Here is a 20473-nt window from a genome sequence, read left to right on the forward strand (position 1 = left end):
GACATGAATGAAGAAGCGTGTGCTCACCACCCGTGAAAACCTGCCCGGCAACGGCCTGGACCGTTTGGCCGGGGCAGCGGAATTGGTGGCGTGGCCGGGCGACGGCAAGCCCGGCCCCTCGGACCTCGCGGCGCTCGCTCCCGGAGTCAGCGCCGTCCTCGCTCTGGGCAACGACCCGGTGGACGGCGCGCTGATGGACGCCGCCGGCCCCTCCCTGCGGGTCGTCGCGCTGGCGAGCATGGGCTTCGACAACGTCGACCGGAACGCCGCCGCCGAGCGCGGCATCGTCGTCACGCACACCCCACGGGTGCTCGCGGAGACCACCGCCGACCTCACCTTCGCCCTGATCCTCGCCGCCCGCCGACGGATCGGCGCCGCCGGAGCGAGCCTGGCGTCGGGCTCCTGGGGTCTGTTCCGGATGCACGACTACCTCGGCCTGGACATCCACGGAGCCACCCTCGGTCTGGTCGGCTACGGCCAGATCGGCCGCGCGGTGGCCCGCCGGGCCCACGGATTCGGCATGCGCGTGATCCACCACGACCCCTACGCGCCCGACGACGACCTCTCCACCTCGGTCGATCTGGCCACGCTGCTCGCCGAGTCCGACGTCGTGTCGCTGCACGTGCCGCTCACCGAGGAGACACGGCATCTGATCTCGGCCCCCGAACTGGCCGCGATGAAGCCCACGGCCACGCTGGTCAGCACCGCCCGCGGCGGTGTCGTAGACGAGGAGGCCCTGCTGCACGCCGTCCGTGAGGGGCGGCTGCACTCCGCCGGACTCGACGTCTTCGAACGCGAGCCGATGGGACCGGAGTTGTCTCCGCTGGTCGCCGAGCCCAACGTGGTCACGCTCCCCCACATCGGCTCGGCCACCGAAGCCACCCGGGCCGCCATGGTCGATCTGGCGGTGGACAACATCCTCGACGTCCTGGCCGAACGCCCCGCGCGGACGCCGCTGCCGGGCAGCCTGGCGGTGCCGTCCTCGACGGAGGCGGCATCACGCTGAGCGGAATCCTCACGCCTCCGGACCGCTCACACCGGCTCTGAGGATCACGCCCGGCCCGGCCGATGTCGTGACCGTTGCGCGTCCAGGGCCGCGATGGCGACATGCAACTGCGCCCGGCAGTCGCCGGATTCGAGGTCCGCACGCAGGATGTCCTCGATGAGGTGCAGGCGTTGGTAGAGCGCCTGGCGTGACAGGTGGCTGCGCCGGGCCGCGATCGACTTGTTACCGGCGGAGGCGAGGTAGTGGCGCAGGGTGGTCAGCAGGTCCGTGCCGTGGTCCTGGTCGTGGGCGAGCAGCGCGGACAGTTGGCGTTCGGCGTAGGCCTGGATCCGGGGGTCGTCGCGCAGGGAGTAGAAGAGCTGGGGCAGGCCGATGTCGGCGATGGTGTGGACGGCCGCCGGGCCGACGGGCGGCACGGCGTCGGCGACCTGTTCCGCCTCGGCGGCGGAGCGGGCCACCTCGGACAGTTCGCCCACCTCGGCACCGACGTAGACGGGTGCGCCGGCGAGTTCGCTGATGTCGGTGGCCAGCGGACGCCAGCCGCCCGGCTCCCGGTAGGCCAGGAGCAACCCGATGCCGCGCTCGCCCAGGTCTCCCACGAGGGCGCTGCCCTCCAGCCGTGCGCGCAGCTTGTCGAGGAGGGCGTCGCGGTCGGCGGCGCAGACCAGCACGACGGCGAGTCTGCGCCCATGGGTGGGCACGCCGAGCGCGGTGATCTTCGTCCGGGTGTCGCGCCAGGACAGGTGCCGCTGCTCCAGGACGTCGAGCAGCGCGTCCCGTTGGGCCTGTTCCTCCCAGCGCGTCTCATGGGTGAGCCGGGACAGGGTGAGGGCGATGGCCGCCCGCTCCAGGACCATCACATGGTCGGTGTGGAACCGCTGCTCGGCGGTGCATCCGGGGAGCATGGCCAGTCGTCCCCAGCGCTGTCCGCGGAACTCCACGGAGGTGACCAGCCAGCCCTCCTGGCCGCACACCTCGGTGCGTTCGGTGGGCGAGGGAGTGGCCCGGGAGCGCTCCTCCCACCGGTTGAGCGCGTCCTCCACCATGGCTTCGCCGGGCGCGCAGATCAGGGCCTGGTGGGCCAGGTTCTCCAGGACGACGGCCCGGCCGGTCATCGTGGCGGCGGCCCGGACGACCTCGTCGGCGCCGGCTCCGCGCAGGGAGAGCGCGGTAAAGGTGTCGTGGACGTGCTGCGCGGCCCGGAGGGTGCGGACCTGGCCGGTCAGGATCATCGCGTGCACTTCCTGGGTGACGTCGACGAACTTGATCCCGCGCTGCAGCACGATCAGCGGCACGCCCCGCGCCCGGCACGCGGCGACCAGTTCATACGGCGCTTCCTGGAAGCGGCGGCCGAGTTCCAGCACCAGGGCGGCGGCACCGATGTCCGCGAATTCGGCGGCCCACTCCTCCAGCCGGTTGGGGAAGCCGAACCCGGTGGTCAGCACCAGCTCGCCGCCCCGCAGGGCCGACGCCGGGTGCTCCCACTCGGTGACATGCACCCAGCGCACGGGCCGGTCCAGCCGGTCCTGCCCCGCGAGGACCTTCGGCAGTCCGCGGACCAGCACCGGAAGGGCCAGTACCTCGGCCACCGTCACTGTCCCGCCGTCGCTCACCCTGACAACTTGCATGCTTTCGAGCCACCACGCAATGGGTCACGGCTGCCGGACCGGCACGGCCTCGGTCTTGGTCGTGGAGGTGAGGGGGCGGTCCTTCGTCTCCGGGGCCAGGGCCAGTGAGACCACCAGGCCGACGAGGGTGATGCCCGCTCCGATCAGCAGCGTTCCTGAGTTGCCCACCCCGGCGATGAGCAGCGGCAGACAGAACGTGCCGCCGGCCGATCCGATACGGCTCATGGCGGAGGCGAAGCCGACCCCGGTCGCCCGCAGATCGGTGGGGAAGAGCTCACTGGGATAGAGGAACTGCAGGGCGCTTCCGGCTGCCTCGGCGAAGTGGAAGACCAGGAACAGCACGATGATCGGCAGGGCGAGGTGCAGCGGCAGCACCGCGAGACAGAACAGCGAGACGAAGATCGCGACGAAGCTGCCGATCAGCAGCGGCCTCCTGCCGACCCGGTTGACCAGGAACAGTCCGGTCGACACGCCCAGGATCGGGATGAGCATCATGACGGCCGCGCTGGTCGTGGCGTTGCCGACGCCCATCGACGTGAGGATCTGCGGCTGGAAGGTCCGGATCGCGTAGCCCGTCGCCACCTGGCACAGGAAGAACGTCGAGCAGAACACCACCTGTTTCGTGTAGCCGCGGCGGAACACCTCGCCGATGTTGCCCAGGCCCGAGCCGGTGCGCCGGGGCACCCTGCTCTCCTCGACGAGTTCGTCGACCCGGACGTCGGGTCCGATGTAGCGCCGTACGATCGCGGTCGCCTCGTCCACCCGGCCCCGGCTGGCCAGCCAGCGCGGTGATTCCGGGAGTCCGGCCCGCATGGCCAGGAAGATCGCCGCCGGAACCGCCCCGGAGGCCAGCATCCAGCGCCACGCGTCGTCGCCGACGCCCATCAGGGCCAGCCCGATCCAGTAGCTCGCGCCGTAGCCGATCCACCACGACAGCACCAGCCCGGACAACGCGCTGCCCCGCAGTTTCCTGGGGACCAGTTCGGCGGTGAGGGCCGAGGCGATCGGGTAGTCGGCGCCGACGGCGATCCCGATGATCAGGCGCAGGACGAAGAGCTGCCAGGCCTCGTTCACGAAGAACTGCGGGATCGACGCGGCGACGAACACCACGAGGTTGAGGACGTACATCAGCCGTCGTCCGACCCGGTCGGTGATGGCGCCGAAGACCAGCGCCCCGACGAACACCCCGATCAGGGCGGAACTGGCGAGCAGTCCTGACCACACGGAACCGAGCTGGAGCTGAGGGGTGATCTGGCTCAGCGCGATGGCGATGATGCCGAGCAGATAGCCGTCGCAGAACGGACCGCCCATCGCCACCGCGACCAGGCGTCGATGGAACCGATTGACGGGAACGTCGTCCAGGGTGGTTGTCATGGTGGAGCGCCTTTCGTCGGCAAGGGCCGGGTGCAGACACTGTGGGACAGGTCACCCGGGGCCGACAGATACAGAGTGTCAGGTGGTCCCGGGCCCGGTTGACACCTCGTTCCGTTCCTCGCCCGCCGGTATCGCGCGGCCGGTCGACTGCGGTACAGCTGGTCGCCATGGAACAGAGAACCGCGCTGGTCACGGGCGCGAACCGAGGACTGGGCGCCGCCATCGCCGAAGGCCTGGCCGGACAGGGTGTCCGCGTGTGGCGCGGCGTACGGGAGGGCGGAGGCACCGCACGCGACGTGCGGCTGGACGTACGGGACGAGAAGAGCGTCACGGCGGCGGTGCGGCGGATCCTGGACGAGGACGGGCGCATCGACATCCTCGTCAACAACGCCGGGATCACCGACGGCAAGCAGACGCCCGCGACGGCGGACCTCGGTGTGGCGGCCCACGTCTGGGACACCAATGTCCTCGGTGCCTGGCGGTGTGCCCAGGCGGTCGTCCCGGGCATGGTCGCCGCAGGTTACGGACGCATCGTCAACATCGGCAGCACGCTGGGCTCGCTCGCCCTCATGGACCGCCCGACCGAACCCGGCTACCGCGTCTCCAAGGCCGGGCTGAACGCGCTGACCCGGCTGCTGGCGGCGGAGCTCGCCGGCACCGGGGTGCTGGTCAACGCCGCCTCGCCCGGCTGGGTGCGCACCGACATGAGCCCGACCGCGACACGCGGCCCGGCCGAGGGGGCCGACACTCCCGTCTGGCTGGCGACCCTGCCCGACGACGGCCCCACAGGCGGCTTCTTCCGGGACCGGGAACCACTCGCCTGGTGAGCCGTAGGCGCTGCTCAGCTGGCGCGTTGGGCCGCCGGTCCGCGATCACGCGACGTCGTGTCAACCGGAACGGCGATGCGCTGACAGTCTGTTCCTGTCTCCCCCACGCTCCCTCGGTTCACAGTGAAGACAAACGTCCCGCCGCCCTCGCGGCACGACACTGAGGAACGCCCATGGCTCCGAGGCCCGTCGTCTCCTTCGACTGCTACCGCACCCTGATCGACTTCGACCTCAACCGCGCCACCCTGCCCATCGTCCGGGACCGCCTCGACGAGGTCGGCGTCGACCACGAGGTCTTCCTCGACAACCTGCGCGTCATGCGCTTCCAGGGCGTCGTCCAGCCCTACCGCCGCTACCGCGAGATCGTGCGGGACAGCCTCGAGAACTGCATGCTGCTGCACGGCATCGAGTACCGCGACGAGGACTACGAGCAACTGATCGCCGCCGCCGAGCGGTTCCCGGTCTTCCCCGACGTCCCCGACGCGCTGCGCACGCTCAAGGAGCGCTACGACATCGCCATCCTCACCAACAGCGACGACGATCTGATCCCGTACCACCTGGAGACCATCGGCGTCCCCTTCGACCATGTGGTCACCGCCCAGCAGGCAGGCGCCTACAAGCCCCGCCGCCAGGCCTTCGAGAAACTCTTCGAGGTGCTGCCGCAGAGCAGGGACCAGATCACCCATGCCGCGCAGGGCTGGGACTACGACATCATGCCCACCAAGGACCTCGGCATCGCCCGACGGGTCTGGGTGAACCGCTACGACCTCAAGGGCAGCGACGCCTACCAGCCCTACGACGAGATCCGCGACCTGTCCGAACTCCCCGCGCTGCTGGGGATGTGAGCGCCGCCATGGACGCTGTCACCACGCCCCGGGCGGATCCCGTCAACGGAAACGTCTCGTTCTGGTTCGAGGCCATCGGCGGCCGGCCCCCGCTGCGCCCCGCGCTGCCGGGCGACTCCACCGCCGATGTCTGCATCGTCGGCGCCGGGTTCACCGGACTGTGGACCGCCTACTACCTGAAGAAGGCCGACCCCTCCCTCCACATCGTCGTCCTGGAGCGGGAGTTCGCGGGCTACGGCGCCTCCGGGCGCAACGGCGGCTGGGCCTCCGGGCTGCTCGCCGGGTCCCGGGACAGGTTCGCGGAGCTGTACGGCGTCGACGCGACCAAGGCGCAGCAGCGCATGATGCACGAGGCCGTGGACGAGATCGTCGCCGTCGGCGCGGCCGAGGGCATCGAGGCCGATGTCGTCAAGGGCGGCACCCTCCGCATCGCCTGCTCCCCGTCGCAGGTGCGGCGGCTGACCTCCGGCGTCACCGAGGACCACAAGTGGGGCGTCGCCGAGTCCCGGCTGCTGGACGACGGCGAACTGCGTGAGCGCCTGCGCATCCCGGAAGCGCTCAAGGCCGCCTACACCCCGCACTGCGCCCGGATGCAGCCCGCCCGCTACGTCCGGGGCCTGGCCGACGTCGTCGAGTCCCTCGGCGTCACGATCCGGGAGTCGACGGCCGTCACCCGGATCGAGAGCGGCACGGCGCACACCGACCGGGGTGTCGTCCGGGCTCCCGTCATCCTGCGGGCGACCGAGGGCTACACCGCGTCCCTGGCCGGGGAGCGGCGCACCTGGCTCCCCATGAACAGCTCGATGATCGTCACCGAGCCCCTGCCGGAGTCCGTGTGGGACGAGATCGGCTGGAGCGGGGGCGAGACCCTCGGCGACAAGTGCTACTCCCATATGTACGGCCAGCGCACGGCCGACGGCCGGATCGCCATCGGCGGACGGGGCATCCCCTACCGCTTCGGCTCGGCCACCGACCGCGACGGCGCCACGCAGGAGGCGACGATCCGGTCCCTCACGTCGATCCTGCACCGCAGGTTCCCCGCCACGCGCGGCCACCGGGTGGAACACGCCTGGTGCGGCGTCCTCGGCGTGCCCCGGGACTGGTGCTCCAGCGCGGTCTTCGACCCGGCCACCGGACTCGGGCATGCCGGCGGGTACGTCGGCCAGGGCCTCACCACCACCAACCTGGCCGGCCGCACCCTGCGCGATCTGGTCCTCGGCCACGACACCGAACTCACCCGGCTTCCCTGGGTGGGCCACACCTCACGACGGTGGGAGGTCGAACCGCTGCGGTGGCTGGGCGTGCGGTCCATGTATCTGGCGTACAGCCGCGCCGACCGCAAGGAACTCGCCGGGAGCCGACGCGCGTCCCGGCTGGCGAGGCTGGCCGACGTGATCAGCCGACGCCCCTGACGACGCACCGGCAGCGGTCAGAGGGCCGTGAACGTCCACAGCAGATTGGTGCTGTTGCCGTAGGTCCACTGCTTGGTGACGGAGCCCGAGGGCACGGTGCCACCGCCGTCGAGGACCAGGCCGGTGGTCCGGTTGGCGATGGAGTAGCGGCCGTCGCCCCGGTGGGTGATCGTCCACTGCTGGTTGTTCCCGCCGTTCCAGACAGCCTGCCGGGCGGCGGAACCGTCGGTGGTGGCGCCCCAGCCGTCGGCGACCATGCCGTTGGCGCGGTTGACCAGCTTGTAGTAGCCGCCTCCGACCTCCAGAGCCTGCCACCGCAGATTGTCGCTGCCGTCCCAGCTCCACTGCTTGAGGTCGGACCCGGAGGCGACGTCGCCGCCGCTGTCGAGGGCCAGTCCGTCGGTGACGTTGATGACGCGGAAGTACGTCGAGGGCCTGAACTGGACCTTGAGCGAGGTGACCCGGTCGTTGCCACCCGTACCCCGCAGATCGGCGTTGTCGGCGGTGAACGTCCAGGAGCGGCCGGTGAAGTGGTCGCCGGACCAGCCGATGACCTGGTAGCCGGGGGCCAGTCGCAGGGAGGAGAGGGTGCGGGGGCCCAGTCCGGCCGCGGTCAGGTCGTCCGCGGTGTAGTCGCCGACGGGGAGCACGGCGGCGACGCCGGAGTGGTTCACCTCCCGGTAGCCGACGGCACCCGCCGACGGGCGCAGGCCGGGGATCCGGCCGGAGAACGCGAGCTTCAGGACGTACGCTTCGGCGCTGTACGGCGCCGAGGACGGCAGCGTGATCGTCAGCCCCGACGCGTCCTGCGTCCGCTTCGGCAGGTCCGTGTAGGTGCCCGCGGTGGAGCCGAGCAGCTTCACGGAGGTGAGCGACGAGAGGTCGATCCGTTCCGTGTTCAGCGTCGTGACGGTCAGTGAGCTGCCGGGCCAGCCGAGCACGGTGGCGTACAGGACGGTGTTCGCCTTGTTCCGTGTGAAGCGGATGTCCTGCGCGGTACCGGCCGTGGGCCGGGTGAAGGAGCCGCCGCCCATCTTCGTCGGCCCCTCGCCGTACGCGGTCCACGCGCGGGTCGAGTACACCGACTCCCCGAAGCGCTTCAGATGGTCTCCGATGCCCAGCAGGATGTCCTTCTGCACCTGGGGAACGGTGCCGTCGGCCTTCGGCGCGATGTTCAGCAGCATGTTGCCGTTCTTGCTGACCCGGTCGATGAAGGAGTGCAGCATCTGCCGGGTGCTGTAGTAGCCGATGTTCTGGGTGTGGCACCAGCTGTTGCTGGAGATGCTGTCGTCGGTGAGCCAGTACGGGGCGGTGAGGTCGGCCGGGCCGCCGCGCTCGTAGTCGAAGACCTCGCCCTTGCCGTTCATGCCGTCCTTGTAGGTGGCGACGACCTCGCGGCCCCAGCGGATGGCCTGGTTGTAGTAGTACGCCAGGAAGTTCAGCCGCTGCGTCTCGTCGACGGCGTCCAGCTTGAAGTCCTGCCAGAGGATGTCGGGTTCGGCCCGGTCGATGACCTCCTTGAGCTTGTCGTACCAGAGCTGGTTCTCCTCCTTCACGCTCAACTGCCCGTAGAGCTTCTTGAGGCCGGGGTCCGTCTGGGCGGGCGCGTGCTCGAAGTAGCCGTTGTAGTTGTACGCGTGGTGCATCGCCACCAGCAGCTTGATGCCCTTGGCCCGGATGGCCGTGGTGAAGATCCGCAGCAGGTCCAGCCTCGGGCCCTTGTCCACCGAGTTCCACTCGTTGACCTGGCTGTCCCACATGGAGAAGCCGTCATGATGCTCCGCCACCGGGCCGGCGAACCTGGCACCCGCGTCGACGAAGAGCTGCGCCCACTCCTCGGGGTCGAAGTTCCCGCCCTCAGACTTCAGCTTCGGCGCGAACCGCACGGTGTTGCCCGCCCGGTCTCGCGCGCCGTCGATGAAGTGGTGGAACGGCCAGGCCGACGGGTTGCCGTAGGTCGCGATGTGGTGCTTGTTGGCGTTGCTGCCGTCCGCGTACATGTTGCGCGGGTACCACTCGCTGTCGTAGGCCGGAACGCTGAAGGCGCCCCAGTGGAAGTAGACGCCGAACTTGGCGTCCTTGAACCACTCCGGGGCCGGTGGATGCCGGTCCACCGAAGCCCAGTCGGGCGTGTACCTCCGGGACGCCGCCTGCGCGCCGCCGGCACCGAACGCACCTGCGGCACCGGCCGCCGCGGCGACGCAGGTGGCACTGGCCAGGAACTGGCGTCTGTTGATCGAGGACCTCGGCATGGAGACATCCCTGGTATGAGGGGGGCAGGAGACGTTAGGCACGAAGATCGACCCTGAGTCATGGGATGTCAACGGGTTCGACGGAACGAAAAGTGTCGGCAACTCTGGCTTACCTACCGGCATTTCGGGATGAACACGACTCGCCGATCGATCAGACATGGTATGTTTCCCGGCACTATCCGGCTGGTGAGGAGTTCGCGATGTCTCTCACGGACAAGGCCATCGAGCAGATCCGCGAGCTGATCAGGACCGGCGCCCTGCCTCCCGGTTCGAAGCTCCCTCCGGAGGCGGACCTGGCCGCCCAGTTGGGCCTGTCCCGCAATCTGGCGCGCGAAGCCGTCAAGGCGCTGGCCGTCGCGCGGGTGCTGGAGGTCCGGCGGGGCGACGGCACCTATGTGACCAGCCTGCAGCCGAGCCTGCTGCTCGGAGGGCTCGGCGGTGCGGTGGAGCTGCTGCAGGGCGACTCGGCCGCGCTTCAGGACCTCATGGAGGTACGGCGGCTCCTCGAACCGGTCGCCACGGCGCTGGCCGCCACCCGGATCTCCGACGCCCAACTGGCCGAGGTGGAGCGGCACTTGGACGCCATGCGCGAGGCGCGTGACGATGTCGAACGGCTCAACGCCCACGACGCCGCCTTCCATCGCGCCGTCGTCTCGGCCACGGGCAACGAGAGTCTCCTCGCGCTGCTGGAGGGCATCTCAGGCCGCACCCTGCGTGCCCGTGTCTGGCGCGGCCTGGTCGACACCCGGGCCGCGGGCCGGACCCTCGCCGAGCACGAGGCGATCTTCAAGGCCCTGGCCGCGCGTGACGCCGCCCTCAGTCAGGCGGCGGCGCTGCTTCATGTGAGCAGCACGGAGCAGTGGCTGCGGGAGCACCTGGGCTCGGGCGCGGCTCTGCTGAACTGAGGCGGCGGTTCAGGGCGCGGGCGGCAGGTGGACCGTCATGATCAGGTCGCAGGGTTCCATGCCGGAGCCGCGGTAGGTGTGCGAGGCGTCGCCGTCGAACGTGGCGGTCTGCCCGGCTTCCAGGATGTGTTCCGTGCCGTCGACGATCAGGGTCATACGGCCCGCGGTGACGCTGACGGTTTCCACGACCCCCGCCTGGTGGGGATGGCTGGGGTACTCCTCGTCCGGCTCCAGGCGCCAGCGCCAGACCTCGACGGGGGCCGGGCCCGAGGTCGTCAGCATGAGCCGGGCCTCGCTGCCCCGCTCGCCGGTCCACAAGGGCGCCACGGCGTCCGCGGCCACGACACGGACGACACGGCCTTCGGGCGACCCCTGCATCAGGGCGGACACGGAGATGCCGAGGGTGTCGGCCAGTCGGACCAGGGTGGCCAGATTGGGGTTGCCCTGCGCCTTCTCCAGGGCGACCAGAGCACCCTTGCTCACCTGGGCCCGGCGGCCGAGTTCCTCCAGGGACAGGCCGGCCCGGGTGCGTGCCGCGCGGACGTTGTGCGCGACCGTCCGCAGGGCCGCGGCTGTCTCGACCATCTGATCTCCCTCCTGACCGTCGAACATTCCAATGCACCGTTCGGTCGTTCGGTTGACATCGGCCGGTCGTTGCGTTGTACGGTCTGGTCGTTCCACTGAATGGTAAGGGATGTGCTGTGATCGCTCTGCTGCTGGCCCTGGGCAGCTCACTCGCCTATGGCTGCGCCGACTTCCTCGGCGGCCTCGGAGCCCGCAAGGCCCATGTGCTGCGTACCGTGATGATCGCGGCTCCGGCCTCTCTGGTGGTCGAACTGCTGCTGTGGCCGGTGCTCGGCGCCTCGTTCGGCGTCGGCGCCCTCGGCTGGGGCGCCGCGTCCGGGGTCGCCTCGGCCGCCGCGTTCGTCCTGCTCTACCGCACGCTGGCGATCGGCCCCATGAATGTGCTGTCGCCCGTCACCGCACTGGTGTCCGCCGCACTGCCCGTCGGGGTGGGCCTGCTGCAGGGTGAACACCTAGCCGTCGCCGGACTGGTGGGCCTACCGCTCGCTCTGGTCACGGTCGTCCTGGTCAGCGCCGGACACGGCGCCGGGGCGGCGTGCCCCTCACGTACGGCGCTGCTGCTGGCCTTCGGCGCCGGCGCCACCATCGCCCTCCAGCTGATCTTCCTGCACCGGGCGCCGTCCGACAGCGGGGTGGCCCCGTTGATCGTCGGCCGGGCGGTGTCCTCGGGCGTCACCCTGGCCGCGGCGGGAGTGCTGTACCGCAGGCTGGGCCCGGAGCGTCCCGCGTACGCGATGTCCGCGTGCGCCGGTGTGCTCGACTCGGTGGCGAACCTGCTGTTCCTGCTCGCCGAGCGCGTCCACCGCGGCCAGCTCGTGGGCCTGGGCACCGCCGCCGTCGCCGTCAGCCTCCTCGCGCTGACTTGAACGGCCCCGAAGTCCCCCACACAACCGGCCGACGACGCTAGGAGACCACCATGTTCACTCAGCCCTGGGACGCCGCCCTCGACGCGGCCGAATGGCAGCGCTGGATCGCCGAGGGACACGACTTCGGGCAGCTGAGCGTCAACGGCCTGCCCGGCCACCCGCCCGCCGCAGTGCCCACCCACTTCACCGTCGACGGCTCCTGTCTCCTGATCCACCTCGCCCGGCCCAACCCGGTGTGGAAGGCGATCGAGCACGATCCGAACGTCCTGTTCACCGTCCTCGGCGACTACGCCTTCGTCCCCGGCCCCTGGCGCGCCGGGCCCAACACCCCGCCCACCGACGGCGTCCCCACCAGTTACTACACCGCCGTCCAGTTCACCTGCCGCGCCCGGATCGTCGACGACCCCGAGGCCAAGGCCGAGCTGCTGCGCCGCCAGCTGGCCCACTTCCAGCCGGACGGCGACCACGCCCCCGTCGCCGTCGACCGGCCGCCCTACGGCCGGATGCTCCCCGGCATCCGCGGCCTGCGCCTGGACGTCAGCGACGTGGTCGCCAAGTTCAAGTACGACGACCACAAGCCCGCCGAGCACCGCACCGCCGTCGCCGACCACCTCACGACACGCGCCCAAGGCCTCGATCTGCCCGCCGCACGGCAGCAGCGCCGCCGTCTGGACCACGTCGGCACCTGGAAGCCCTGACCCCGCCCCCCTACGCAGGAAACGGAAGCCCGCCCATGACCTCCTTCCACCTCTCCCCCGCCGTCGCGACCGCCTTCCCCGACACCCTCATCGCCCTGGTCACCGCAACCGGCCTGCGCGGGCACGAGCCCTGGCCCCAGACCGGTGCGGTCCTGGAGGAGTTGGAGCAGCAGGTCGCCGCCGGCACCTGGCACCCGGCCGACGAGAGCGACCCGCGTATCGAGGCCTGGCACACGGCCTACCGCTCCTTCGGCACCAACCCCCGCCGTATCCGCCCCAGCGTGGACGCACTCGGCCGTCGCCTGGCGAAGAAGGGAACGCTGCCGCGTATCAATCCGGCGGTCGACTCCTACAACGCCGTCTCGGTCCGCCAGGGGCTGCCCGCGGGCGCCTTCGACCTGGACCAGGTCACGGGTGACGTCAGCATCCACCACGCGGACGGCACCGAGTCCTTCACCCCGCTCGGCGAACCCGGCACCGTCGAGCACCCCAAGCCCGGCGAGATCGTCTACGCGGACGCCGCCGGGGTCCTGACGCGGCACTGGAACCACCGCGACGCCCACCGCACCCGCGTCACCGAGGACTCCACCCGCGTCGCCTTCATCCTGGAAACCCTCCACGCCGAGCGCGACGGCCATCTCCTCAAGCTCGCAGCCGACCAACTGCTCGACCTGCTCGCCCCGCACGCCACCCGGACCGCCGGGTCCTACCTCACCCCGGCCCGGCCCCGGGTCACCGTCTGAGGTCCCCCGACTCAGCCCGCGTCGGGTCGGTTGCCGCAGACGCAGTGCCCTTCACCCTCGGCTCCGGCCGTCTCCTCGCTCTCCCCCGGCGCCGGGCCCAACAACACCTCGATGCCCGCCCGCAGATAGCGCTCCAGCGTGGCGTCCGGCGCCGCGGCCAGGGCGGGAGGGCGGATCTCCGATCGCATCAGGCTGGTGCCGAGCATCCAGGCCGCCAGGAGTTCCGCCCGCAGATCCGCGTCGGGGCCGCCGAGCCGGGCGGCCAGGCGCTGGGAGAACACCTCCGTGAAGTCCGCCCGTAGGCGTGCCACCGCCTCGTCCCGGCCGGAGGAGCGCAGCACGGACAGCACCGGGTGCGGGAAGTCGCCCTCCCTCGGGGGGCCCATGAGCAGCGCGCAGAACCAGTCGGGTATCGCCTCGACCGGCTCGGACAGCAGCGGTTCGAATATCTTGCCCGTACCCGACACGTCGTTGAACAGCGCTTCTTTCGAGCCGAAGTAGCGGTAGACGAGCGCCGCGTCCACACCGACGTCGCCCGCGATGTCGCGCACGCTGGTGCCCTCGTAGCCGTACTTGCCGAAGCGGAAGGCCGCGGCGGCCCGCAGCGCGGTACGCGTCCCCGACGCCGAGCGTTTGTGGGCGGGCCGGCAGGCCTCCGCCCTCGACGTCTCGCCCTTGTGTGCTCCGGTCACGTACCGCACCTCCGTGGTCCACGGCCCCTCGGCCATCCGCCCATGTTCCAGTCTGCGGCGGCTGTCTCAAAGTCACCGACCGATGTCATCAATCGTTGACTTGCGTTCTCGCCCCATGACATACCTGACTCAGGTCAACGATTGGTGACTTGAGTCCTCGCTGTGTCCGGGCCGTACGACGGAGTCGGCCCTTCCAGGTCCGCCCGCGGGACACGACGGCGCGCACCCCGAAGCCGTCGCACGCGGGCACCCTCCTCGACCGGAAAAGGTGATTCTCTGTGCCTGCTCGACGCGTCGCCGTCATCGGAACCGGCTACGTCGGACTGACAACCGGCGCCTGTCTGGCCTCTCTCGGGCACGTGGTGGTGTGCGCGGACGCCGACCCGCACAAGGTCGAGCGGCTGCGCGAGGCCCAGGTGGACATCCTGGAGCCCGGCCTGCCCGAGACCGTCCGGGACGCCCTGGACGCGGACCGGCTCGACTTCACGGGCGACACCGCCGCCGCCGTCGCCGAGGCGGAGGTGGTGTTCCTGTGCCTGCCCACGCCCATGGGTGCGGGCGGCGCGGCCGATCTCGCCGCCGTGGAGGCCGTGGCCGCGCAGATCCGCGACGTCCTGCCGCCCGGCTGTGTCGTCGTCAACAAGTCGACGGTGCCCGTCGGTACGTGCGAGCGGGTGGCCGCGCTGCTCGGCCGGGACGACGTGGCCGTGGTGAGCAACCCGGAGTTCCTGCGCGAGGGCCGCGCCGTCCAGGACTTCCTGCACCCCGACCGCATCGTCATCGGCTCCGCCGACCGGGACGCCGCACGGCAAGTGGCCGACCTGTACGCCGCACTGGACGCGCCGCTGGTGCTCACCGACGCCGCCAGCGCCGAACTGACCAAGTACGCGGCGAACTTCTTCCTCGCGATGAAGCTGTCCTTCGCCAACAACCTCGCCACCGTCTGCGAACGCTTCGGGGCGGACATCGCCGATGTCACCGAGGGCATAGGGCGGGACCCGCGCATCGGCTCCGCGTTCCTGCGGCCCGGGCCCGGCTGGGGCGGTTCCTGTCTGCCCAAGGACACCCACGCCCTGCTCACCGTGTGCGATCTGGCCGGGGTCGACTTTCCGCTGCTGCGCGCCACCATCGAGACCAACGTCGCCCACCAGCGGCAGCTCGTCGACCGGGTCGCCGCCGCGTGCGGGCGCGCCGAGGACGGTTCGCTGCACGGCGTACGGCTCGCCCTGTACGGCCTGACCTTCAAGGCCGGCACCTCCGACCTGCGCGACTCCCCCGCGCTCTCCGTCGCCCGGCTGCTGCGGGAGCGGGGTGCCGAACTCACGGCGTACGACCCGGCGTTGCGTGAGGAGCGGCCGGACCTGAGCGATCTGGTCGAGCTCGTCGACGACCCGGTGCGGGCGGCGGAGGGGGCGGCGGCCTGTCTCGTCCTCACCGAGTGGCCGGAGCTGCGCGACCTCGACTGGGCGGCGATCGCCGCGCGCATGGCCGGCCACGAGGTGCACGACTTCCGCAACCTGCTGGACCCGGACCGGCTCGCGCGGGCCGGACTGAGCTGGCAGGGCATCGGGCGCGCCGACGCGCCGACGCGGGTGGCATGACACCCGGGCGGGGCGGCCCGTACCCCCTCTGCCCTCTCCTCTGTGTCGCCGAAGAAGAATCCCGAAGAGAAAGGCTCACCCCATGCGGGTTCTGTGCACCACGCTCGGCAGTCCTTCCCACGGACGGGCTCAACTGCCGCTGCTGCGCGCCCTCTCCAAGGCCGGGCACCGGGTGCTGGTGGTCACCACCGAAGCCCTCGCCCCCGTCTTCCGTGACGACGATGTCCAAGTGGACGCCGCTCTGCCGGAGTTCGATCCGCTCGCCGCGATGGGCCCGTACCTCGCCGACCTCCAGGAGAACACCGGCCTCACGGATCCGACGGCCGCGCTGACCCGCCTGCTGATGCGGCACCTGGCGGGGCCGGGAGTCAAGCCGCACCTGGACATCCTGCTCCCCCTCGCCCGGGACTTCCGGCCGGATGTGATCCTGCGCGACGGCATGGACATGGGCGCGGTGCTGACCGCCGAGCTGCTGGGCGTACCGCAGTTGCCGACGCCTTCGGGGTTCAGCAACATCCTGGACCCCGCCGAGGTGCTGCCTCAGCTCAACGAGCGGCGCGAGGAACTGGGGCTGCCCGGGCGGGACGACCCGCTGTCCCTCGTTCCGCAGGGCCGCGTCGACTACGTGCCGTCCGGATTCTCCTTCGCCCGGCATCTGCACGAGGCGTGGGCCTACCGGCAGACGGTGGACGTCGAGCGGGGCGCCGTGCTGCCGGAGTGGCTCGCCCGGCTGCCCACGGACCGGCCGCTGGTGTACGCGGCGATCGGCACCGCCCTGCCGGTGATGCGGGAGCGCATGGCGGGCCGGGGCACGCCTCTGCCCGTGCAGTTGCCGGACCCCACCGAGAGCCTGGACGCGATCGTGGGGGCGGCGGCCGAGCTGGACGACTGCACGGTGGTCGTGTCGACGTCCGGGATTCCGGTGGACACCGAGGGGCTCCCCGGGCACGTCCATGTCGCCGACCGGGTGCCGCAGCCGCTGCTGCTGGAGTCGGTCGACCTGTTCGTCACCCACGGCGGCTTCAACAGCATCCGCGAGGCCATGCGCACCGGCACGCCGCTGGCGGTGCTGCCGCACTTCGGGGACCAGCCCGCCAACGCGGACCGGGTGGCGGAGCTGGGGCTCGGCCGTCACCTCACGGACCGCACCGCGTCCGGTATCGCCGACGCGTGCCGGGGGCTCCTCGCCGATCCCGGGCCCCGGGCGCGGGCCCGGACGGCCCAGCTCGCGATGCTGACGCTGCCCGAGGTCGACCAGGCGGTCGGTGACCTGGAGAAGATCGCCGGCTAGCCGTCCGGTCCCCCGGGTACGGGCCGCTCCGGATCTCCCGGGGCGGCCCCTGCCCGCGAGCGAGCCGTACCCGCCTGCCCCCACCCAAGGACGACACGTGACCTTCTCCGACACCCAAGAACAGGGCGCGTCCGGGGACATACCCCCGCGGCTCAGTCACCGCCAGATCACCACCGTCATGTCCGGGCTGGTCCTCGGCATGTTCCTGGGGGCGCTGGACCAGACGGTGGTCTCGTCCGCGCTGCGGACCATCGCCGACGACCTGCACGGACTGACGGCCCAGGCGTGGGTGACGACCGCGTATCTCATCACCGCCACCCTCGCGACACCGCTGTACGGCAAGCTCTCCGACATCCACGGCCGCAGGCCCGTCTACCTCGCCGCGATCGCCCTGTTCACCGTCGGCTCGCTGCTGTGCGGCTGTGCCACGTCGATCTATGAACTCGCGGCGTTCCGCGCCGTTCAGGGGCTCGGTGGCGGCGGGCTGATGTCGCTGGCGATGACGATCGTCGCCGACATCACCTCGCCTCGGGAGAGGGGCCGCTACCAGGGCTACTTCATGGCCGTGTTCGGCGGCGCCAGCATCGTCGGCCCGCTGGTGGGCGGTGCGTTCGCGGACCGGGCCGAACTGCTGGGCATCGCGGGCTGGCGCTGGATCTTCCTGATCAACGTGCCACTCGCCGCCGCGGCCGCGGTGACGATCACGCGGGTGCTGCGCTTCCCGCACCGGCGGGTGCGGCACCGGCTCGACTACGCCGGGGCGCTCGCCCTGGCCGTGGGCATCGTGCCGCTGCTGACGGTCGCGGAACAGGGCCGCACCTGGGGGTGGGGCTCGCCCCTGGCCCTGTCGATGTACGCGATCGGCGCGGCGGGCCTGGCCGTGTTCCTGGTCGTCGAGCGGCGGTCGGGCGACGCGGCGCTGCTGCCGCCGCGCCTGTTCCGCATCCGGACCTTCCGGCTGGGCGTCGGACTGCACTTCGTCGTCGGCATCGGCATGTTCGGCGCGATGACGACGCTGCCGCTCTACCTGCAACTCGTACGCGGCATGAGCCCCATCGCGGCGGGCCTGGCCACCCTGCCGACGGTCGCCGCGAACCTCGCGGTGACGCTGCTGACGGGCCGGATGATCGCCCGGACCGGCCGGTTCAAGGTCCATCTCGTCGCCGGTGTCGGCTCGTTCACCGCGGCGATGCTCGTCTTCGCCACGCTACGGGCGGACAGCCCGCTGTGGCACCCGGCACTCGGCATGGCCCTGATGGGCGCGGGGCTCGGCGCGTCGATGCAGACGCTCACCACGCTCGCGCAGAGCGAGGTGCCCCGTACGGACATGGGCGCGGCGACGGCGTCGGTCAACTTCTTCCGCTCCAACGGCGGCACGGTCGGCACCGCGGCGTTCCTGTCCATCCTGTTCACCACGGCGGCCGGCAGCATCGCCGACCGGCTGGCCGAGGCCCGCCACGACCCGGCGTACCGCCACCTCCTGGCTCAGCCGGACAACGCGCACGCCCTGACGGGAGTACTTCGCGCCGACGGCGGCGTCGACCTGGAGGACTCCGCGTTCCTGCGCGCCCTCGACCCGAGCGCGGCCCTGCCGTTCCTGGAGGGCTATGTCGCCTCGATGCGCCTCGTCTTCCTCACGGGCGCCGCGGTGTCTTTGGTCGCCTTCGTGATCGCGGCCTGGCGGGTCCCGGACCTCACGCTGTCCGACGAGTAGCCGCTCAGCGCCGGGCCAGCGCCAGCACGCTCAGACCGAACATCAGGACGCCCAGGGGGAGATGGACCGACGGGACGTGCGCGATACCGACCACGACCTGGACGGAGGCGAGTACGAGGAAACCCGTGGCGTGCCAGACGGGCCGGGGCGAGCCGCCGCCGGGCTTCCACGCCAGTACCGCCGCGAGCAGGTACAGCATCGACGCGCCGTACATCACCCGGGATCCGACGTCGTGCAGCATCGCTCCGTAGGACGAGGTCAGCAGCAGTCCGGCCGAGACCGCCTGAAGGAAGATGGTCAGGGTCTGGAGGGCGATCGCGATCCGCAGGAACGAGGAAGTGCGCTGCGCCGTCGCCGTCGCCGTCACCTGAGTGGCCATGTCACGGTCCCCTTTTCCCGCCGTCGGGCGGTAGATCGATAAGGTCACACCAGCCCGACGACGCGGGCCTGCGAAAGGTAAGGCGAGGGGGCCGAAACCATGGGCACGGTCGGGAGCAGAACGAATGAGATAACCGGCGAGCGACGCCAACTGATCAATGTCGCCTACCGGTTGCTCGGTTCGGTGACCGAGGCGGAGGACGCCGTACAGGATGCCTACGCACGCTGGTACGGGCTGCCGCGAAGCCGGCGGGAGGAGATCCGGTCCCCCGGCGCCTGGCTGTCGACGGTCACCAGCCGCATCTGCCTGGACCTGCTCGGCTCGGCACGGGCCCGCCGTGAACGCTATGTCGGCGCATGGCTGCCCGAGCCGCTGCCCGACCGCACCGAGTGGGACCACGCGGGCGGCGCCGACACCACCGGCCCCGCGGACCCCGCCGACCAGATCGTCCTGGACGAGTCGGTGTCCATGGCCTTCCTCGTCGTCCTGGAGTCGATGACGCCCGCCGAGCGGGTGGCGTTCGTCCTGCACGACGTCTTCCGCTACCCCTTCGCCGAGATCTCCGGCGTCCTCGGCCGCACCCCCGCGGCCTGCAAGCAACTCGCGGCCTCCGCCCGCCGCCGGGTGAGCGCCGCACACGCCCCGCCGCCGGCGACCGGCCGCGCCGACGTCGTACGACACGTCAAAGAGGCATGGGAGACCAAGGACATCGCGGCCCTCGTCGAACTCCTCGACCCGGCCGCCGTCATGACCGCCGACGGCGGCGGCATGACCGGCGCCGCCCTGCGCCCGGTCGAGGGCGGCGCCCGCATCGCCCAGTACATGATCGCCATCGCCGACAAGGCCCCCGGCCTCGAACTCCTTTTGCGATCGGTCAACGGCGCACCCGGCCTGGTGGCCCAGCGCGCCGGCGCCATCATGACCGTAGCCGCGTTCGACATCTCCGCCGGCCGCGTCACCCGAATCTGGGCAGTCCGCAACCCGGAGAAGCTACGGCCGTGGGGGCGGGAGGACTAGGGCCTTCCCACGCCGGCATCGGCGAGATCAATCGTGAGCGCATCGGAATTGGGGTGCGCTGTTCTCCGGGGCGATTGCATACTCACCGCATGGCCTCGCTCTCCGACCGGTTCCGGGATCCGCGCAGCACCGAGTACGACTTCCTCGGCTCGATCCTTGTGCGGTGCCCCGCTTGCGAGAAGGCCGCCCGTGTCGTTCCAGCGCCCGAGGCCTCCGTTTCCGGGGGCCGGATTCTGTTCAAGCCGCGGCGTCTGGTCTGTCGTTGCTGCGGGCTGACACGGGAGTGGAGCGGCCGACGCATCGATCTCTCTCGCGGGACAGCTCAGTCGGCGACGGATCCGTACTTCGGTGCGCCGCTGTGGCTCCAGGTCGAGACCCGGCACGGGTGGTTGTGGGCGTACAACCTCGAACACCTCGATCTGATCCGTCGTTTCGTCCGGGCACCTCTTCGGGAACGGGCACCCCGGAACCTCACCGGACCCAGGATGACGTTGTTGGCCCGCCTTCCGACATGGATCAAGCGAGCGAACAGCCGAGACGAGATTCTGCGGGCGATCAGTCGGATCCAGGCCTCACTGGTCGCTGCCTGATGCCGGTTCCCACGGAGGGTTCTGAAATCGCCGTGTCTCTACAGGAAA

19 protein-coding genes are annotated in these 20473 nt (G+C 70.9%); 13 read left to right on the forward strand and 6 right to left on the reverse strand.

From position 1 onward, the window contains the following. Window positions 1-7: 7 nt before the first annotated feature. On the forward strand, window positions 8-1006 hold the full coding sequence (locus KJK29_RS02505) for a 2-hydroxyacid dehydrogenase (protein ID WP_215116943.1): 999 nt from the start codon (window positions 8-10) through the stop codon (window positions 1004-1006). 44 nt (window positions 1007-1050) lie between these two features. Here KJK29_RS02505 and KJK29_RS02510 read toward each other — a convergent pair whose 3' ends face one another. Beyond that, window positions 1051-2634, reverse strand: a complete 1584-nt coding sequence (locus KJK29_RS02510) for a PucR family transcriptional regulator (protein ID WP_215116944.1) — start codon at window positions 2632-2634, stop codon at window positions 1051-1053. A gap of 24 nt (window positions 2635-2658) precedes the next feature. Further along, window positions 2659-4008 (reverse strand): MFS transporter, encoded by a 1350-nt coding sequence (locus KJK29_RS02515; protein WP_215116945.1) that lies wholly within the window; start codon window positions 4006-4008, stop codon window positions 2659-2661. A gap of 167 nt (window positions 4009-4175) precedes the next feature. On the opposite strand from KJK29_RS02515, the gene KJK29_RS02520 reads away from it, so the two are divergent. From KJK29_RS02520 to KJK29_RS02530, 3 genes are all read left to right on the forward strand, one after another. Continuing rightward, the gene (locus tag KJK29_RS02520; protein ID WP_215116946.1) at window positions 4176-4835 is read left to right on the forward strand and encodes an SDR family NAD(P)-dependent oxidoreductase; all 660 of its coding nucleotides are present in this window, start codon (window positions 4176-4178) and stop codon (window positions 4833-4835) included. Window positions 4836-5008: 173 nt separating this feature from the next. Then, window positions 5009-5680, forward strand: coding sequence for an HAD-IA family hydrolase (locus tag KJK29_RS02525; RefSeq protein WP_215116947.1), 672 nt, complete (start codon window positions 5009-5011; stop codon window positions 5678-5680). 8 nt (window positions 5681-5688) lie between these two features. Beyond that, window positions 5689-7092: an NAD(P)/FAD-dependent oxidoreductase gene (locus tag KJK29_RS02530; protein WP_215116948.1), complete on the forward strand. Its 1404-nt coding sequence runs from the start codon at window positions 5689-5691 to the stop codon at window positions 7090-7092. 17 nt (window positions 7093-7109) lie between these two features. On the opposite strand, the gene KJK29_RS02535 is transcribed toward KJK29_RS02530, so the two are convergent. Continuing rightward, window positions 7110-9344 (reverse strand): alpha-L-fucosidase, encoded by a 2235-nt coding sequence (locus KJK29_RS02535; RefSeq protein WP_215116949.1) that lies wholly within the window; start codon window positions 9342-9344, stop codon window positions 7110-7112. A 200-nt stretch (window positions 9345-9544) separates the two neighbouring features. On the opposite strand from KJK29_RS02535, the gene KJK29_RS02540 reads away from it, so the two are divergent. Further along, window positions 9545-10249, forward strand: a complete 705-nt coding sequence (locus KJK29_RS02540) for a FadR/GntR family transcriptional regulator (protein ID WP_215116950.1) — start codon at window positions 9545-9547, stop codon at window positions 10247-10249. 9 nt (window positions 10250-10258) lie between these two features. Here KJK29_RS02540 and KJK29_RS02545 read toward each other — a convergent pair whose 3' ends face one another. Further along, window positions 10259-10834 (reverse strand): helix-turn-helix domain-containing protein, encoded by a 576-nt coding sequence (locus KJK29_RS02545; protein WP_215116951.1) that lies wholly within the window; start codon window positions 10832-10834, stop codon window positions 10259-10261. Between the two features lie 116 nt (window positions 10835-10950). Between KJK29_RS02545 and KJK29_RS02550 the strand changes: the two genes are divergently transcribed. Genes KJK29_RS02550 through KJK29_RS02560 form a run of 3 tightly spaced genes read left to right on the forward strand, consistent with a single transcriptional unit; the run spans window position 10951 to window position 13141 of the window. Then, entirely contained in the window at window positions 10951-11700 is a 750-nt protein-coding gene (locus KJK29_RS02550; protein WP_215116952.1) for an EamA family transporter, read from the forward strand. 50 nt (window positions 11701-11750) lie between these two features. Then, complete coding sequence (locus KJK29_RS02555) at window positions 11751-12398, forward strand: FMN-binding negative transcriptional regulator (RefSeq protein ID WP_215116953.1); 648 nt, start codon at window positions 11751-11753, stop codon at window positions 12396-12398. Between the two features lie 35 nt (window positions 12399-12433). Then, window positions 12434-13141, forward strand: a complete 708-nt coding sequence (locus KJK29_RS02560; RefSeq protein ID WP_215116954.1) for a B3/B4 domain-containing protein — start codon at window positions 12434-12436, stop codon at window positions 13139-13141. Window positions 13142-13152: 11 nt separating this feature from the next. Here the strand turns inward: KJK29_RS02560 and KJK29_RS02565 are convergent, their stop codons facing one another. Further along, entirely contained in the window at window positions 13153-13833 is a 681-nt protein-coding gene (locus KJK29_RS02565; protein WP_251057682.1) for a TetR/AcrR family transcriptional regulator, read from the reverse strand. A gap of 278 nt (window positions 13834-14111) precedes the next feature. Between KJK29_RS02565 and KJK29_RS02570 the strand changes: the two genes are divergently transcribed. The 3 genes from KJK29_RS02570 (at window position 14112) to KJK29_RS02580 (ending at window position 18439) form a co-directional block, all read left to right on the forward strand. Further along, on the forward strand, window positions 14112-15434 hold the full coding sequence (locus KJK29_RS02570; protein WP_215116956.1) for a UDP-glucose dehydrogenase family protein: 1323 nt from the start codon (window positions 14112-14114) through the stop codon (window positions 15432-15434). Window positions 15435-15516: 82 nt separating this feature from the next. Then, window positions 15517-16725 carry a glycosyltransferase gene (locus KJK29_RS02575; RefSeq protein ID WP_215116957.1) on the forward strand — a complete coding sequence of 403 codons (1209 nt, stop codon included), beginning with the start codon at window positions 15517-15519 and terminating at the stop codon, window positions 16723-16725. A gap of 97 nt (window positions 16726-16822) precedes the next feature. Beyond that, window positions 16823-18439 carry an MDR family MFS transporter gene (locus tag KJK29_RS02580; protein ID WP_215116958.1) on the forward strand — a complete coding sequence of 539 codons (1617 nt, stop codon included), beginning with the start codon at window positions 16823-16825 and terminating at the stop codon, window positions 18437-18439. 4 nt (window positions 18440-18443) lie between these two features. Here KJK29_RS02580 and KJK29_RS02585 read toward each other — a convergent pair whose 3' ends face one another. Next, on the reverse strand, window positions 18444-18818 hold the full coding sequence (locus tag KJK29_RS02585) for a hypothetical protein (RefSeq protein WP_215116959.1): 375 nt from the start codon (window positions 18816-18818) through the stop codon (window positions 18444-18446). A 99-nt stretch (window positions 18819-18917) separates the two neighbouring features. Here KJK29_RS02585 and sigJ point away from each other — a divergent pair, with 99 nt between their 5' ends. Beyond that, window positions 18918-19835 carry an RNA polymerase sigma factor SigJ gene (gene sigJ / locus KJK29_RS02590; RefSeq protein WP_215116960.1) on the forward strand — a complete coding sequence of 306 codons (918 nt, stop codon included), beginning with the start codon at window positions 18918-18920 and terminating at the stop codon, window positions 19833-19835. Window positions 19836-19924: 89 nt separating this feature from the next. Further along, complete coding sequence (locus tag KJK29_RS02595) at window positions 19925-20425, forward strand: hypothetical protein (protein ID WP_215116961.1); 501 nt, start codon at window positions 19925-19927, stop codon at window positions 20423-20425. Window positions 20426-20473 lie beyond the last annotated feature (48 nt).

It is taken from the genome of Streptomyces koelreuteriae, assembly GCF_018604545.1.
Classification (GTDB): Bacteria; Actinomycetota; Actinomycetes; order Streptomycetales; family Streptomycetaceae; genus Streptomyces; species Streptomyces koelreuteriae.